13 protein-coding genes and 1 pseudogene are annotated in these 16,834 nt (G+C 46.5%); 10 read left to right on the top strand and 4 right to left on the bottom strand.

Annotation, left to right across the window (positions count from 1 at the left end; translation table 11 throughout):
• Positions 1–133: 133 nt before the first annotated feature.
• Positions 134–1,312 (bottom strand): N-acetylglucosamine-6-phosphate deacetylase, encoded by a 1,179-nt coding sequence (gene nagA, locus ACTTKA_RS03335; protein WP_442723967.1) that lies wholly within the window; start codon positions 1,310–1,312, stop codon positions 134–136.
• A 30-nt stretch (positions 1,313–1,342) separates the two neighbouring features.
• Positions 1,343–2,527, bottom strand: coding sequence for an iron-containing alcohol dehydrogenase (locus tag ACTTKA_RS03340; protein ID WP_442723968.1), 1,185 nt, complete (start codon positions 2,525–2,527; stop codon positions 1,343–1,345).
• Between the two features lie 338 nt (positions 2,528–2,865).
• Between ACTTKA_RS03340 and ACTTKA_RS03345 the strand changes: the two genes are divergently transcribed.
• The 4 genes from ACTTKA_RS03345 (at position 2,866) to ACTTKA_RS03360 (ending at position 9,782) form a co-directional block, all read left to right on the top strand.
• Positions 2,866–4,269, top strand: a complete 1,404-nt coding sequence (locus tag ACTTKA_RS03345) for a 3' terminal RNA ribose 2'-O-methyltransferase Hen1 (protein ID WP_442723969.1) — start codon at positions 2,866–2,868, stop codon at positions 4,267–4,269.
• Positions 4,259–6,835, top strand: a complete 2,577-nt coding sequence (locus tag ACTTKA_RS03350) for a polynucleotide kinase-phosphatase (protein WP_442723970.1) — start codon at positions 4,259–4,261, stop codon at positions 6,833–6,835. The genes ACTTKA_RS03345 and ACTTKA_RS03350 overlap by 11 nt, the downstream gene beginning before the upstream one ends.
• A gap of 222 nt (positions 6,836–7,057) precedes the next feature.
• Positions 7,058–8,284, top strand: coding sequence for a beta-ketoacyl-[acyl-carrier-protein] synthase family protein (locus tag ACTTKA_RS03355; protein ID WP_442723971.1), 1,227 nt, complete (start codon positions 7,058–7,060; stop codon positions 8,282–8,284).
• Positions 8,285–8,321: 37 nt separating this feature from the next.
• Positions 8,322–9,782: a phytoene desaturase family protein gene (locus ACTTKA_RS03360; protein WP_442723972.1), complete on the top strand. Its 1,461-nt coding sequence runs from the start codon at positions 8,322–8,324 to the stop codon at positions 9,780–9,782.
• Between the two features lie 238 nt (positions 9,783–10,020).
• Here ACTTKA_RS03360 and ACTTKA_RS03365 read toward each other — a convergent pair.
• Both ACTTKA_RS03365 and ACTTKA_RS03370 read right to left on the bottom strand, forming a co-directional pair.
• A pseudogene (locus ACTTKA_RS03365) lies at positions 10,021–10,126 on the bottom strand (transposase); the annotation flags it as partial.
• Positions 10,127–10,140: 14 nt separating this feature from the next.
• Positions 10,141–11,679 (bottom strand): capsule assembly Wzi family protein, encoded by a 1,539-nt coding sequence (locus ACTTKA_RS03370; RefSeq protein WP_442723973.1) that lies wholly within the window; start codon positions 11,677–11,679, stop codon positions 10,141–10,143.
• Positions 11,680–11,794: 115 nt separating this feature from the next.
• Here ACTTKA_RS03370 and rpsF point away from each other — a divergent pair, with 115 nt between their 5' ends.
• The 6 genes from rpsF (at position 11,795) to dnaA (ending at position 16,826) form a co-directional block, all read left to right on the top strand.
• Complete coding sequence (gene rpsF, locus ACTTKA_RS03375; protein WP_014226424.1) at positions 11,795–12,151, top strand: 30S ribosomal protein S6; 357 nt, start codon at positions 11,795–11,797, stop codon at positions 12,149–12,151.
• Between the two features lie 2 nt (positions 12,152–12,153).
• Positions 12,154–12,438 (top strand): 30S ribosomal protein S18, encoded by a 285-nt coding sequence (gene rpsR, locus ACTTKA_RS03380; protein ID WP_014226425.1) that lies wholly within the window; start codon positions 12,154–12,156, stop codon positions 12,436–12,438.
• 20 nt (positions 12,439–12,458) lie between these two features.
• Positions 12,459–12,905 carry a 50S ribosomal protein L9 gene (gene rplI / locus ACTTKA_RS03385; RefSeq protein WP_014226426.1) on the top strand — a complete coding sequence of 149 codons (447 nt, stop codon included), beginning with the start codon at positions 12,459–12,461 and terminating at the stop codon, positions 12,903–12,905.
• 105 nt (positions 12,906–13,010) lie between these two features.
• Positions 13,011–14,153: an N-acetylmuramoyl-L-alanine amidase family protein gene (locus ACTTKA_RS03390; protein WP_442723974.1), complete on the top strand. Its 1,143-nt coding sequence runs from the start codon at positions 13,011–13,013 to the stop codon at positions 14,151–14,153.
• 21 nt (positions 14,154–14,174) lie between these two features.
• Complete coding sequence (locus tag ACTTKA_RS03395; RefSeq protein ID WP_442723975.1) at positions 14,175–15,059, top strand: MlaD family protein; 885 nt, start codon at positions 14,175–14,177, stop codon at positions 15,057–15,059.
• 363 nt (positions 15,060–15,422) lie between these two features.
• A complete protein-coding gene (dnaA, locus tag ACTTKA_RS03400) occupies positions 15,423–16,826 on the top strand; it encodes a chromosomal replication initiator protein DnaA (RefSeq protein ID WP_442723976.1) in 1,404 nt (467 codons plus the stop codon).
• Positions 16,827–16,834: the final 8 nt, after the last annotated feature.

A 16,834-nucleotide genomic window follows, 5' to 3' on the forward strand; every position in this document is an offset into this window, starting at 1 on the left:
AAACGACTTTTAGTCGAAATCGAACCTATGGATTTTCAATCCATAGTGGTTCAGTCCTTCGCTAACCCTCTCTCCGGAGGTGATTCTTCCGGAACATCCATCATCCGGAAGGGATTTTAAGATTCGAGGAGACCTACTCTCTGTTCACCTCCACGCCTTTGCAAAAGGTTTTTACGACGTTGAACCGTGCATCGACGAGATTGATATCGGCGTCTTTGCCGACGGCAATCGAACCTTTGCGATCGAAGATTCCCATCATTTTGGCGGTCGTGCCGCTCGTCATCCTGACGACATCGGTCGCCTGCAGTCCGACGTTGAAGATGAGATGACGAACCATCCCGTCGATCGGAGTGATAGACGAGGCCAACGAAGTGCGCGCGCTGTTCATGACAACCCCGTTTTCGACGACGTACGTCTCTCCGCACGAATGAATCGTGTCGCCGTGCGTTACGACGCCGGCCGCTCTGCCGGCATCGGAGCAGACCGAGAGCCTATCCGCCCCTTTGCAGCGGTAAGCAATCTGAATCAGTTCGTTGGGCAAGTGATAGCCGTCGCAGATGATTTCGGCATACAGCGCGTCTTGCGTCAATGCCGCCTCAACGACACCACCGATGCGGAACGGCCCCGTTTTCTTCGTCTGCGACATGGCGTTGTAGAGATGCGTCACGCTCGTCGCTCCGGCCTCTATCGCCGCCAGCACTTCGCTGTATTCGGCACAGCTATGCCCTACCGACAGTTGGATGCTCATCGCCTGCAACGCCGGAAAATAATCGAGGTTATGCCCGACTTCGGGCGCGATGGTAGTGCGCCGGATGACATCGCTGTAAGTTTCGTAAAACCGCAGATGATCGTCTGTCATGGGGAGAATGGCGTCTTCGGACTGACTTCCTTTGTAGACCTTGTTCAGGAAAGGTCCTTCGAGATGACAGCCTGCGATCTCCGTCTCTCCCGCCTGGTTCTGCCGCATGACCGAACGGATGGCTTGCAGCCCTTGCTCAAGTGCGGGCAGCAGGTCGGCCGCCAACGTCGGGTAGAGCGTGGTCACGCCGTGCTTGCCGTAAAATGTACGCATCTTCACGACGGCTTCTTCCGTTCCCTGATTGCAGTCGTACCCGCCTCCTCCATGGCAATGCACGTCGATGTAGCCGGGCACCGCCGCAAGTCCTCTCCCGTCAATCACGGTCTCCGCGTCTGCCGTCTCTTCCGAAGTACGACAGACCGACGCAATAACACCGTCGGACAGCAGCAGACTTCCGTCGCGGATGATTTCCTGTTCGGTATAAATATCGATGTGAGTAATCCGAATATTCATCGGTGTTTTGTTGTTGAAGTGTTTGAGGGTTTATTGGTTGGCCATGCGGTAGATGGCTTCCATATCCTCACGATTCAGTTTCTTAAAGTTACCGGCCGTCACGCTGCCGTTCCGACTACATTTATCGGCCATCAGCCGGATCTCTTCGTCGGTAGCTTCGCGCTCGATCAATTCTCGGATGCCCACCGGCATATCGATAGCCCGGTAGAAGTCTTCCATTGCCTTGATGCCGGCTAGCGCCGTACCTTCGGGATCGGTAAAGTCGTTGTCGATCCTCATCACATTGACGGCAAAGCGAACGAAACGGGATACGTTCTCACGGTAGGTGTAACGCGCCCAGCTTCCCCAGAGGGCCGCCAGCCCCGCGCCGTGAGCTACGTCGAACAGAGCGCTCAGTTCGTGTTCGAGCATGTGCGTGGCAAAGTCGGGCGTTGTCCCGCATCCCGTCAGATCGTTGTGCGCAAGACTGCTGGCCCACATAATCTGAGCGCGATGTCGATAATTCGTCGGGTCGTCCAGCACCTTAAACGTACTGTCCCTGACGACGCGCAGCAATCCTTCGGCCAGCGTATCGGTAAGCGTCATATCGTCGTCGTGAGAGAAATAGCGCTCCATCGTGTGCATCATAATGTCTACTGCTCCGCAGGCTGTCTGATAGGGAGGCAACGTATAGGTGCGCTCCGGGTTCATGATGGCGAAACGGCAACGTCCCAAGTTGCTGTCGTAAGCCCGTTTAAGCTCTCCTTCTTCCTTCGAGATCACGCTGCCGCTGCTCATCTCACTCCCTGCCGCAGGGATGGTCAGTACGGCCGCCACGGGATAGCAGGCTCGTGCTTTCGCTTTACCCTCGAAGAAGTCCCACACATCGCCCTCGTAGGCCAGTCCGTAGGCAATCGCCTTGGCTGAGTCGATGACACTTCCTCCTCCCACGGCAAGGATAAAATCGACACGCTCGCTGCGTCCCAACTCGATACCTTCGTACACTTTCGACAGTCTGGGATTAGGCACGACACCGCCCAACTCTACGAAAGGAATCTGTTCGCCGTTGAGCAGGTCGCGAATTTTCCCAAGCAGACCGGAGCGCTCGGCGCTGCCTCCTCCGTAATGTATCAACACCTTGTTCCCTCCGTAACGCTTGATCAGCTTCGCAACCTTCTCTTCCGAGTTTGCTCCGAATACCACTTCGGTAGGAGCATAATAAGTAAAATCTTTCATGACGCGATTTATTTAAATTTTTGGAGAGACAAAATTAAGCGAAAATCCCTGCAAATCCAAACGCTCACAATCAAAATAATATTCAGCAACAAGCGTGAATATATGTATAAAATAAATGAAGTTTGTATCTTTGTACGTTAGAAAAAAATGATCAAAAGATCAGTCATAAAACAAACAGATATACGAATAAACAAACGAATCAATATTTCATCAACGTAAAAATAGTACAATCCCCATCATACCTTTGCGGCTTACGGATATGTTTCGATATATCGATAAAGGCATCGTAAGAAGCAAGTTTTGAATGGGATAAATATATAAAAAGACATCATCATAATATGATCTTAAACATTACAACAACACATCGACCGACTGCAGACTTCGGCTACTTGCTTCATAAACATCCGGACAAATTTCAAACGTTCGACTTGTCGGTTGGAAAAGTTCATGTGTTCTATCCGGAAAAGAGCGAGGAGAAGATTACCGTCAGCCTTTTGCTCGACATCGATCCGATAGAGATGGTTCGTAACGCAAGAAATTTGGGCAGAGACGGATTTGCCCTCGCACACTATGTAAACGACCGGCCTTATGTGGCTTCCTCGTTTATGAGTGTAGCTCTTTCGAAAGTCTTTTCATCGGCCATGAACGGCAAATGCAAAGAGAGGCCGGAACTTGTAGAGATGCAATTGCCTTTCGAGATTTCAATCGCCTCGCTCCCTGCACCCAAAGGTGGAGAAATGCTGATTCGAAAGTTATTTGTGCCTCTCGGATACAAGGTGGAAGTGAAAAATCATACGTTAGATGATAAATTTTCGGAATGGGGAGTCAGTAAATACTTCTCCTTAAGACTGGAACATACCATAACCACAAAGGAAATGCTTTCGCATCTGTACGTCTTAATCCCTGCGCTGGACAATGACAAGCATTATTTTGTGAGCAAAGACGAAATGGAGAAGCTGCTTCAAAAAGGAAAAGGATGGCTCAACGATCATCCCGAAAAAGAATCGATTATCAAGCGTTATTTGATTCATCTGCATTCGCTTTCGCGCCAAGCGCTCGAACGGTTAAGCGAAGGAGAAGAAATAGACCGTTCGATCGAAGCGCCCGCCGAAAAAACAGAATCGGAGAAACGGAAAGAAACGCTCCACGAAAAACGAATCAAGTTGGTGGCGCAGAAATTAGCCGAATCCGGTGCGGAACGCGTGTTGGACTTAGGATGCGGAGACGGAAAGCTGATTAGGGAACTTTTGCAACAAAAACAGTTCACTGAGATTGCGGGAATGGACGTTTCATATCAGGAATTGTTGAAAGCCAAAGAAAAGCTTCATTTCAATGAGATGTCTCCGAAGCAGCAAGAGCGGATTCATCTTTTTCAAGGCTCATTAACGTACAGAGACAAACGTCTCGAAGGGTTTGACGCGGCAGCCGTTGTAGAGGTGATCGAACATTTAGACCTAAACAGACTCCGGGCATTTGAACGTGTATTGTTTGAATGCGCTCAACCGCAAACCGTCGTCCTGACGACGCCCAACAAAGAATACAATGTGATGTGGGAGAAGTTGGATGCTGAAAACATGAGGCATGACGACCATCGCTTTGAGTGGACCAGAGAAGAGTTCGCCCAATGGGCAAACAAGATAGGAGAAACGTATAACTATAACGTGGAGATTTTACCGGTCGGTGACGAAGAAGCACAGATCGGAGCTCCGTCACAAATGGCAATCTTTCGATATGGAAATTAAAATCCCCGAACTTTCATTAGTCGTATTAATCGGTATTTCAGGCTCCGGAAAAAGCAGCTTGGCTAAAAAATTATTCAAACGCACGGAAATCTTATCGTCCGACGAATGCAGAGCGATCGTTTCGGACGATGAAAACAATCAGGCCTCTACGAACGACGCGTTTGATGTTTTATATTACATCGCGGGCAAACGTTTGAAGAATGGCTTATTGACCGTGATCGATGCGACCAATGTACAGAAAGAATCGCGAAAAGGATTGGTAGAGTTAGCCCGAACATACCATTGTTTACCGGTGGCCATTGTGTTGGACCTGCCTGAAAAAGTCTGCGAAGAAAGGAACAAAAACAGACTATCGCGTAACATCGGAGCACACGTTATTCATCAGCAAAGTCAACAGCTGAAAAAGAGCATCAAGCATTTAAAAGAAGAAGGCTTCAGACAGATTTATGTGTTAAAGTCGGTGGAAGAAGTAGAACAAGTGCTTGAAATCAAAAGGGAAAAACTGTATAACGATAAGAAGGATGAAACAGGGCCGTTCGATATCATCGGTGATGTGCACGGATGTTTCGATGAGCTATACGAACTTCTTACGACGCTCGGCTACCAAATAAACCATGTGGAAACGGACGATTCGAACTTCGGATTTGAGGTGCTCGCTCCTCACGATAGAAAGGCCGTCTTTGTCGGCGATCTCGTTGACCGGGGACCTGATTCGCCCGGTGTACTACGCTTGGTGATGAGCATGGTCCACTCCGGAGTGGCCTATTGCGTGCCGGGCAATCATGATATCAAACTGCTGAAATATCTGAGCGGCAAACAAGTTCAAATCAAACACGGCTTAGAAGTGACGGTAAAACAATTGGAAAGCGAATCTATCGCGTTTAAACAGAGCGTTAGGCAGTTTTTGTATGGCCTGATTAGTCACTATGTGCTTGACAAAGGCAATCTGGTTGTTGCCCATGCGGGACTGAAAGAGGAAATGCAAGGCCGTGCCTCCGGCGCTATTCGTTCTTTCTGTATGTATGGAGAAACGACGGGAGAAATCGATGAATTTGGGTTACCAGTCAGGTATAACTGGGCGAAAGAATACAGAGGGAAGGCCAAAGTCGTTTATGGGCATACTCCCGTTCCGGACGCCGAATGGTTAAACCGGACAATGGATATTGACACGGGTTGTGTGTTTGGAGGTAAACTGACGGCATTACGCTATCCGGAAGAAGAACTCGTCTCCGTCAAGGCCCAACAGGTCTATTACCAACCCGTAAAGCCCTTAGACTACCCTGCATCGGAAAAGAAACTCAGCTCACAACACGAATATGACGACTTACTGAACATTGAAGATGTTACAGGAAAGCGTATTGTGCAAACACGGCTCAGGAAAAACATCACCATTCGCGAAGAAAACTCGATTGTTGCCTTAGAAGTGATGAGCCGCTTTGCCATCAATCCCAAATGGCTGATTTATCTCCCCCCGACGATGTCTCCATGTGCCACCAGTGACTTACCCAACTTCCTTGAACATCCTGTACAGGCCTTGAATTATTACCAAAAAAGAGGTGTCGAGAAAGTTGTTTGTGAAGAAAAACACATGGGCTCAAGAGCTGTTTTGGTTATTTGTAAAGACGAAGAAACAGTCCTCAAACGATTTGGTATTGAAAATGAAGGTATCGGAGTTTGTTATACACGAACGGGCAGGAACTTTTTCAATGAGCCGGTCATGGAAAAGGCTTTTATGACAAGAGTCAATCAATGCCTGTCGGAAGCGAACATCTGGGAAAAATTCAACACAGACTGGATCTGTCTGGATGCGGAATTAATGCCATGGTCTGCCAAAGCGCAAGCTTTGCTGAAAGACCAGTATGCGTCGGTCGGCGCAGCAGCAGGAAACGCATTGACGGTCGTTGAACAGGTACTGCAAAAGGCTGTCGGCAGAGGCATGAAAGAGGCGCAGTCTTGTTTAGAGAAGTTTGAGGCTAAGGCTAAGGCGATCAATAAGTATGTAAAGGCCTATCAAAACTATTGTTGGACCGTTCGAAACATCGACGATTACAAATTAGCGCCTTTCCATATTTTAGCGACTGAAGGCCAAGTACACGTAGACAAAACGCATGAATGGCACATGGAGCACATCGCCAAGATATGCCAGAACGATCCTCGATTGTTTATGACAACTCCATACAAGATCGTCGAACTCAATGATCCGTCCAGCTTTGATGATGCCGTGCAATGGTGGCTCGACCTGACAAGCAAAGGAGGAGAAGGCATGGTGGTAAAACCGTATCACTTCATCGCTTATGGCTCGGAAGGTCTTTTGCAGCCGGCCGTAAAATGTCGGGGAAGCGAATATTTGAGAATTATCTACGGGCCTGAATACGATGCTCCCGAAAATATCGAACGACTTAAAAATAGGAGTCTTTCGAGAAAACAATCGTTGGCGCTCCGAGAATTTGCCCTTAGCATAGAAGGGCTGGAAAGATTTGTGAAAAAAGAACCTTTAAGACGAGTACATGAAAGTGTATTCGGGATATTGGCCTTGGAAAGTGAAGAAGTGGATCCGAGATTATAACTCCCAACTCGCTGTTATACAGATTGGGCAGGATTACTATCGGACGTATCGGCCGCGCACTTGGTAAAGAGTTTCCTTGCCAAGCGATGCGACCGGCAAATAACATGGGTCTCATTTTATACCTGAATCTGTGGATGTTTTTATTGGCTCATGTATCGGAATCTCGGCTTTTTTATCTATGTTTGCCGAGTTTTGCACAGACGATAACATAACAAGAACAACGTGAACAGAAGAGTAGTTATTACCGGAATGGGCATTTATTCGTGCCTCGGGAAGAATCTGGACGAAGTGCGAGAATCGCTTTATCATGGACAATCAGGAATAATCTTTGATCCTGTCCGGAAAGAGATGGGATTTCGTTCGGCGTTAACGGGGCATCTCGAAATTCCCGAATTGAAAGGGATACTCAGCCGCAGTCAACGCGGATATATGCCCGAGCAGGCCAAATATGCTTACGTAGCCACCTGTGAAGCGATGGCGCAGGCACGGTTGGATACCGATTATATCGAACAGCACGAAGTAGGTATTCTTTATGGGAATGACAGTACTTCCGAAGCCATGGTCAGAAGCGTGGACATCTTGCGTGAAAAGAAGGACACGACTTTGATCGGTGCAGGAGCTATTTTTCAGTCAATGAATTCGACGGTCACGATGAACCTCTCGTGCATCTTTAAGTTGAGAGGTATGAACCTGACGGTTTCGGGCGCTTGTGCCAGTGGATCGCATGCGATAGGTCTGGGCATGTTGCTGATCCGTGACGGACTGCAAAACTGTGTGATTTGTGGGGGCGCCCAAGAGATAAATCCATTTGCCGTTAGCAGCTTTGACGGAATCAGTGCGTTTTCGGTCAGGGAGAGTGAGCCGACGAAAGCTTCCCGCCCGTTCGACCGCGACCGTGACGGATTGGTGCCCGGTGGGGGTGCCGCAACGGTGATCCTCGAGGATTATGAATCGGCCGTACGCCGGGGGGCACCGATTCTCGCCGAAGTGTGCGGATACGGTTTTTCGTCGAACGGCGACCATATTTCGGTGCCGAACGTCGAAGGACCGGTACGCTCATTGCGTATGGCGCTTAAGCAAGCGGGCATAGACATCCGCGAGATCGGCTATGTGAATGCACATGCGACTTCAACCATTGTGGGCGATAAGAATGAAGCGAAATCTATCGACAGTGTGTTTGGCGACCGGAAGCCGGAAGTTACTTCGACCAAGTCTATGACCGGACATGAGATGTGGATGGCGGGAGCAAGCGAGGTCATCTACTCGATGCTGATGATGAAAAATGATTTTATCGCGCCGAATCTCAATTTTGAAAATCCTGATGAAGACTCGGCCAAACTCAATATTCCCGCAACACGCATCGATAAGCATTTTGAGATGTTTCTGTCGAACTCGTTTGGCTTCGGCGGAACAAACTCGACCCTTGTTATCCGAAACATGAACGGCTGACCGTTAGTATCACCTGCCTGTCAACATATATACTACAGTGAATTACGACGTAATTATTATCGGAGGAGGCTTGGGCGGTCTGGAATGCGGTTTTATATTAGCCCGTCACGGGTTGAATGTATGCGTACTGGAACAACATACACAGGTCGGCGGTTGCTTACAGACTTTTCGGCGAAAAGGCGTGACGTTCGACACGGGGTTTCATTATGTCGGAGGACTGGGCGAAGGTGAATCGCTTTATCCTTTCTTCCGTTATTTTGGACTGCTCGATTTGCCGTGGCAACGAATGGACGATCTGTTCGACGAAGTGATTATCGGGGAACAGCCTTACTTCTTTGCCAACGGACACGAACGTTTTGTCGATACATTGGCAGAATCCTTTCCGCATCAGCGCAAACAGTTGGAGGCTTATACCGCTTTTCTGAAAACGGTCGGCGAGCATCTGCTCGACGTGTTCAATCCAGACGTAATGAATGGAAAATATGTTCTTCCCTTGTTCGGACGTTCGGCGTATGAATTTCTGCATGAAACAATCGACGATCCGCTGTTGCGAAAGGTACTTTCGGGCACTTCGCTCAAGATGGAGCTGGATGCCGACAAGCTGCCGCTCTATACGTTTGCCCAGATTCATAATTCCTATATCCAGAGTGCGTGGCGGCTGCGTGGCGGAGGCTCACAGATTGCCGATCGTTTGGTGCAACAGATCGAGGCGATGGGAGGGACCGTGCGTACCCGGGCAGGTGCAACACGGCTGATTGAAACGAACGGACGAATCACCGCCGTCGAGGTGAACGGTGACGAACAGCTTACCGCTCGCTTCTTCATCTCTAACGCCCATCCTGCCTATACGTATTCGATGCTCGAAGAGAGTCGGTGTATTCGTAAAGCTTTCCGCAAACGTATCACTCATCTACCTAATACGGCCGGTGTATTTACGGCCAACATCCGGCTGCGTCCCGACAGTGTGCCTTACTGCAACCGCAACATTTACCTTCACGACGAGACGTCCGACCTTTGGCGATATCGTTTTGATAAAGAGCCTTCCGGTATGTTTATCAGTTATAAGATACCGGAAAACGGTGACAGCTATACACCGAACATCGATTTGCTTACCCCCATGTCATGGGCCGAGGTAGAACGATGGAAAGATGCGCCTCGTGATGCAGACTATGCCGCGATAAAGCGTGAAAAGGCCGAGGCATGCGTTGCTTTTGCTGCGCGCCGGCTGCCTTGGCTGCGCGATGCCGTCGAAGAGATATATACCAGTACGCCCTTGTCGTACCGCCGCTATACGAATACGGTCGACGGTTCGGCTTACGGTATCCAAAAAGACTGTACTTCTCCGATCAGTACCGTGCTAATGCCACGTACGCCGGTCCCTAACCTGTTTCTGACAGGACAGAACCTGAGTCTGCACGGTATCCTCGGGGTATCCGTAACATCTTTCTTTACTTGTGCCGAAATCCTCGGTATGAAGACGGTAACGAAAGACTTTTGAATAGAGTAGGGGAGAAGAGAGAAGCTATCTTTAAAGGGTGAAACCCGCTCGGATTTTACGTACATACGGACGCGCGTAAACTTACATACGGACGAAAATTTATTTTCTCCCGTATGTAAATTTTGCTGCATACGGACGCAAGTGTTTTTGCGTTTTTTCGCTCTTCTTTTTCTCGCGCCTTAAAGGTTCTGCACAATCTGCCAGAGCGTGATTTCTTTTGTTCTTTCTTCCATGGTTGAAATATGCCTGTTTAAGCATTGTCTGTTTAAAACGTGAAACTCTATTTCTGCCATATTGAGCCAACACCCATGCTTTGGGGTAAATACGAAATTAAATCGATCGACAGTCCGGACGTTTATCATCTTTGAAACGTACGATCGAATACCCCTTGTTTTGTTACAGAGAAGCTTAGTCCCCAATGATTTCCAAGCAACGAACCGCGGTCTATTCCGGCAGCTACTCCAAATTCCCAGTCAGGCAGTTCGCGCTCCTCTTTCCTGCTGCGTGAACGATACGTATAACGCCAGTCGGTCACTATCGAAAAAAGGGTAAGGTTACGCAAAGTCGGCGCATACGGTGTTCCAAAGCTCTCGACCGAAGAGGCTTTTACCCGGTAAGTCACATCCCTGCAAACTTGGCCCGAGATGCCCAGATGCCATGCACGTACCCGGTTATGACGGAAACCAAGCAGTCCGTTTTTATTATATTCCGGCGAAATCAGAAACGGAGAGCCAAGCGAACGGTTAAAATACGAAGCGCCTGTCGTATATTCGCCGTTATTGTAGTAATTATCTGCTCCGCCTCCGTAGCCCGGATACTTATCATGATTGAAATCAATAAAATGAAGCGGGCCGCTCTGATCCATGGTAGAGAGATGCTCCACAACCACCTTATTTAGCCATCGCAGACGAGGCAGACGGAGTTCAATCCCTCTCAGGCCATCCCACGTGTTGTACCACTCCATACCTGATCGGTCATCGAAAAAATGTTGGTAATATCCGAAAACCGACCAGTCTCCGGCCTCGTATCCGAGACGAAAATCGTAGGAACCGTAATGGTTTCCCAAGACATTGATCCGGTCCGAAATGCTCGCATCACTCCCCCCCGACGTACCCGCCACAATACGCAGGAAATCTTTCAGTGATTGGGGTTGTTTGCCCAACCGGGGATGAGTGGATGTTCCTCCCCATTGCGCAAAATGACGTGCGCCGAGTATCAGCGAAACGGGAAAATCTCCCTGCAAATCTTTTATTTGTAGATAAATCGACTTATGATGCCACAATACATTCCGTACGTATGTTTGCTTTGCTTCTCGGAACGACTCCAAATAGTCCGTATCGAACGAACGTCCGACGGCAAAATTTCCTTTTGCCTGCAACCACCCCGAGGTGCCGGGAATGCTCAGGAAACGGGGGACATACAGATTGATCTCCGGAATAGGACGAGCATTCGACGAAAGCACCAGATCGCCACTGCTCAACTGCCGGTCTCCAAGCGACTGATTATATCCGTCGTTTCTTCCTTCACGACTTCCTATACTCAAATGAAACCGTTCTTTATATGATAGCTCCGCATAAAGTTCTTGCAGATAAACATTTCGATAACGCGACGTTGAGGCGATCCATTGCATTCCCGCATCCCAGCGGAAGTTTCTCCCTATTTGTTGCCGGTGATAGACAGCGGTACAAAGGTAACCGTTATTAGCCTTCAAAGGCACTTTCCCGTATCGACCATTTACAATCCCAAAAGGCGTAAGGCCATTCGAAGCCACCGATCCGAATGCTCCGATATAATATAATGTACGAGGAGGTAAGGAATCCGGTTGTTCGGCATATCCCTCCCAATAGAAAACCGTACCAACAGCAGCTAAAAGATAGCGAAAAAATCGTATCATCATCCCGTATTACATGATAAACCGCCGCAAAGCTACGAAAAAAAACTTCATCGGGAAAAGTTGGATATATCAAGAAAATGACTACCTTTGCACCGCAAATTTTAAAACAGTAACATTTATGAACAATTACGAAACCGTTTTCATTTTAACTCCCGTTTTATCTGACGCACAGATGAAGGAAGCGGTAGACAAAATCAAAGCAGTGCTCTCTGCCGAGAATGCAGAGATTGTGAATGAAGAAGATTGGGGCTTGCGTAAATTGGCTTATCCGATCGAGAAAAAGACAACCGGCTTTTATTGGCTCATCGAGTTTAAGGCGAATCCGGAAACGATTACGACATTGGAAACACAATTCCGCCGCGACGAGCGCGTAATCCGCTTCCTGACTTTCCGTCAAGACAAATATGCGGCCGAATATGCTGCGAAGAGAAGAGGTTTGAAGAAAGCATCGAAAGAAACAGAAAAGGAAAATTAATCATGACAACAGCAAATACAAACAGCAATCAGACGGAAATCAGATACCTGACTCCGATGTCGTCGGATGTGAAGAAGAAAAAATATTGCCGTTTTAAAAAGAGCGGAATCAAGTATATCGATTATAAGGATCCTGAATTTCTGAAGAAATTTCTGAACGAACAGGGTAAGATTCTTCCGCGCCGTATCACCGGAACTTCATTGAAGTTTCAGCGTCGTGTGGCACAAGCCGTGAAGAGAGCGCGCCATTTGGCATTGCTTCCCTACGTAACCGATTTGATGAAATAATTTTAAGGAGGAGACAGAATATGCAAGTTATTTTGAAAGATGATGTAGTAAACTTAGGCTACAAAGACGATATCGTAAACGTGAAAGACGGTTACGGACGTAACTTTCTAATCCCGCAAGGTAAAGCAGTGATTGCTTCGGAGTCGGCACGTAAAGTGTTGGCTGAAAACCTGAAACAACGTGCGCACAAATTGGCCAAGATCAAAGAAGATGCACAGGCACTGGCTGCGAAACTCGAAGGCGTTTCGTTGACGATTGGCGCAAAAACAAGTTCGACCGGTACGATTTTCGGTTCGGTAACGAATATTCAGATTGCTGAAGAATTGGCTAAGAAAGGATTCGAAATAGACCGCAAGACAATCCTTATCAAGGATTCGGTAAAAGAAGTTGGCTCATATCGTGCCATACTGAAACTCCACAAGGAAGTTTCGGTCGAAATTCCGTTCGAAGTTATTTCGGAAGCCTGATATTCCGATTTGCCATAAATGTTAAAAAGGCCTCTATTGAGGCCTTTTTTTATATCTATTCGGAAATTATTATATTTGCTGCATGATTCGTAAAAGATATATACGATGAACAGATTACGGCTTCTTTTCGTCATATCGGCAATCTGTGTATTGCGCGGGATAGCTCAGCCTCTTTTAGCTAAAGGAGATACTTTTATCGTAGTAATCGATGCCGGTCATGGCGGGAAAGACCCCGGAGCCAAAGGGGTAAAGACGAATGAAAAGACAATCAACCTTGCCGTCGCCCTCAAGTTAGGGAAAATGATTGCCGCCGGACATGATGATGTGCAGGTAATTTACACCCGTAAAACAGATAAATTCGTGGAATTGAGCGAACGCGCCAATATCGCCAACCGGAATAAGGCCGATCTGTTTATCTCTATTCATACCAATTCGTTAAAGAAAAAAAATGCTTCGGTGAAAGGAGGAGAAACGTATACCCTTGGTTTGGCAAAGACGCAAGAAAATTTAGAGGTCGCCATGCTGGAAAACTCTGTTATTCTGTTAGAAGAGAATTATAGACAGCGTTATGAGGGCTTCGATCCGAATTCTTCGGAGTCATATATTATCTTCGAGTTTATGCAAAATAAGCATATGGAACAAAGTGTTTCGTTTGCCTCAGAGATTCAGAAAGAGTTCGTAGCAGCCCGACGTGTAAATCGCGGAGTTCGACAGGCCGGATTTCTTGTGTTGAAAGCTACCAGTATGCCCAGTGTACTTATCGAGTTGGGATTTATTTCCAACCATGAAGAAGAGCGTTACATGCGTTCGACCGAAGGGCAAAACAGATTGGCCAGAGCGATATATAATGCCTTTTCGCGTTATAAGCGAGATTATGTTCGTAAGCAGGGAGGAATCACGAATACTCAGATAATCGGCAAGGCCGAAAGCACGCTGCAGTCTCAGAAAAAGGAGCAGCAAAACGCAAAAGAAATGACGAAAAATAGACCTCGTCCTGAAACAAACGAAAAGAGTCACGGAACAATCGTTTACAAAGTACAGATTCTGACTTCCGACAAACGGTTACCGGCACACTCTCCCAAACTGAAGGGTTACAAAACAAACTTCTATCAGGAAGGTAAAATCTACAAATACACGTACGGAGAATCATCAGACTTCAAAGAAATTCAAAAGATCCAGCGAAAAATATCTAGCGATTTCCCGGAAGCCTTCATTATCCGGATGAAGGACGGAAAACGTTTAAAATAAATTTATAAAATTGCAAAAACAATGAAGATGAAATTTAGTAAAGAGGTAACAATTGGTGTTGTATCCATTATTAGCCTCGTATTGTTATATATTGGCGTGAATTATCTGAAAGGGATAAATCTCTTTCGTCCGGCCAATCATTATTACGTAGCTTGCTCGAATGTCAAAGACGTAACCATATCGAGCCCTGTTTTTGTTGAGGGCTTTAAAGTCGGACTCGTACGAAGTATCTCTTATGACTATTCAACAACCGGAAAAATTCTTGTCGAGATCAGTCTGGAAAAAAGCATGCGCATCAACAAAGGCAGTTATATCTCTTTGGAAAAAACGCTTTTGAGTGGAGGTGAATTGCATATTCACTTAAACAAATACGTGGATGAATACTTGAAGTCCGGCGATACGATCGAAGGACGGTCTCCCGAAGATATGATGGCCTCGGTACAAGAAAAGATGTTACCGCAAATCATCGACCTGCTCCCCAAGTTAGATTCAATCTTGTACAGCTTGCAGATATTGGTAAGTCATCCGGCGCTCTCGCAGTCGTTAGATCATATCGAGAAAACAACGGCAAGCCTCGAAATCTCGTCGCGGCGATTAAACCAGTTACTCGGTAATGATGTACCGGTGATTGCCTCAAACTTAAAAACAACAACCGATAATTTTGCCGCCTTGAGTGAGGAGATGAAAAATCTGAATTTAAAAGGCAGTATCCAGTCGTTGAATTTAACAATCGACAATTTGGGACAAACAACCACGAAATTAAATGCAAAAGACAACTCATTGGGACTTTTACTTAATGACACATCGCTATATAACAACCTGAATAAGACGGTTGTAAACGCTTCCGATCTGCTTATTGACTTGAAGCAGAACCCGAAACGGTATGTTCGTTTTTCATTGTTTTAATCCCATAAAAGAAAAATAAACTTAGAGCTATTCTATATAAAAAAAAAACTTGCTTTTTTAGAAATAGAAGAACAGACCGTTTGTTGGCGACTTTTCCGGGAAAAGAAGAAAAGTTTATGCAATGTGTAAAAAAAGAACACTCCGATATAAAACAGTCGTATTTTCAAGAAGTCATGTTCTCAAAGTAATCATAAGACATAAAAAATCAGTATAGTATACACAAACAGTTAGTATACAATCTCCTATTAGCCGTCAACCGGCTTATACCGGAGCACTCCTCATTTTTTATTTTGAAAATAATGTCGACCTTTACAACTCGAAAATCAAATTGAATATTGTGGAATTATTTATATACTGTTAAATATGGGATCAGACTGTCAATTATTATGGAGCAGATGCTTATCCATTATCAAAGATATCGTGCCGGAAGCCGCTTATAAGACATGGTTTTTACCGATTGTTCCTTTGTCTTACGAAGACCGTAAGGTCACAATTCAGGTACCCAGCCCTTTCTTTTACGAATATTTGGAAGCAAACTACGTCAGTGTACTCAAAATGACGATCCCCCGTGTCTTTGGCGAGGGAACGATTTTGAATTATCGCGTAATGGTTGATCAAGGTTCTTCAAACGGAACAGTGGATTATCCGACCGAAAACGGCGTTGCCGCTCCTCGACGGAACACGCCGATCGATGTGAACAAAGTTCCGTTCACTCCCTTTTCGCAGGTGGCTCCGCAAGATCTCGATTCACAATTGAACCGGAAATACACTTTTGAAACGTTCTTCGAAGGTGTCAGTAACAAATTGGCACGCACAGCTGGCGAGGCTATTGCAAACGACCCGGGAAAAACAACCTTTAATCCGTTGTTTGTCTATGGTCCGTCTGGGGTCGGGAAGACCCACTTGTGCCATGCCATCGGCGTTCGCATTCGGGAGTTACATCCGGAAAAACGCGTATTATACGTGTCGGCTAACCGTTTCCGCATACAATATACGGATGCTGTACGGAAAAATACGTCGAACGACTTTTTGAACTTCTACCAAAGTCTGGATGTCTTGATTCTGGACGATATCCACGAACTCGTGGGACTCGTCAAAACACAGCAGGCATTCTTTCATATATTCAACAATTTACACCAATTAGGCAAACAACTGGTACTGACGTCGGATAAGGCCCCGGTTGATATGCAGGGTATGGAAGAGCGACTGATCACGCGTCTCAAATGGGGACTCACGGCCGAACTGGGACGTCCCGATCCGGAATTACGCAGAAAAATTCTGCGTAATAAGATCGCTCACGAAGGATTAGTTATTAACGATGACGTGTTTAACTATATCGCCGAGAATGTAACGGATAATGTCCGTGATCTGGAAGGTGTCTTAGTCTCTCTGATGGCTAATTCATTGATAAACAATAAAAGCATTGATATGGCAATGGCTCAGCGGGTGATTGCCCAGACGGTAAGAATTGAGGAGAAGCAACTCTCTATTGAGAAGATTCAGGAGACGGTATGTCACTATTTTAACCTCGAAGAGGCGCTGATTCAAACGCCTTCGCGGAAAAGAGAAATTGTACAGGCACGTCAAATCACAATGTATCTGGCCAAGAAATATACCGAATCGTCATTTTCGCATATCGGTAAAATCGTTGGAGGAAAAGATCATGCAACCGTTTTGCATGCTTGTAAGACCGTCAAAGATCAGATGGAAATAAATAAAACTTTCCGTTCGACCGTTGAAACCATTGAAGGTTGTTTAAAAAACTAATGAATAAA

The organism is Tannerella sp. (genome assembly GCF_052170195.1).
Taxonomy (GTDB): Bacteria; Bacteroidota; Bacteroidia; order Bacteroidales; family Tannerellaceae; genus Tannerella.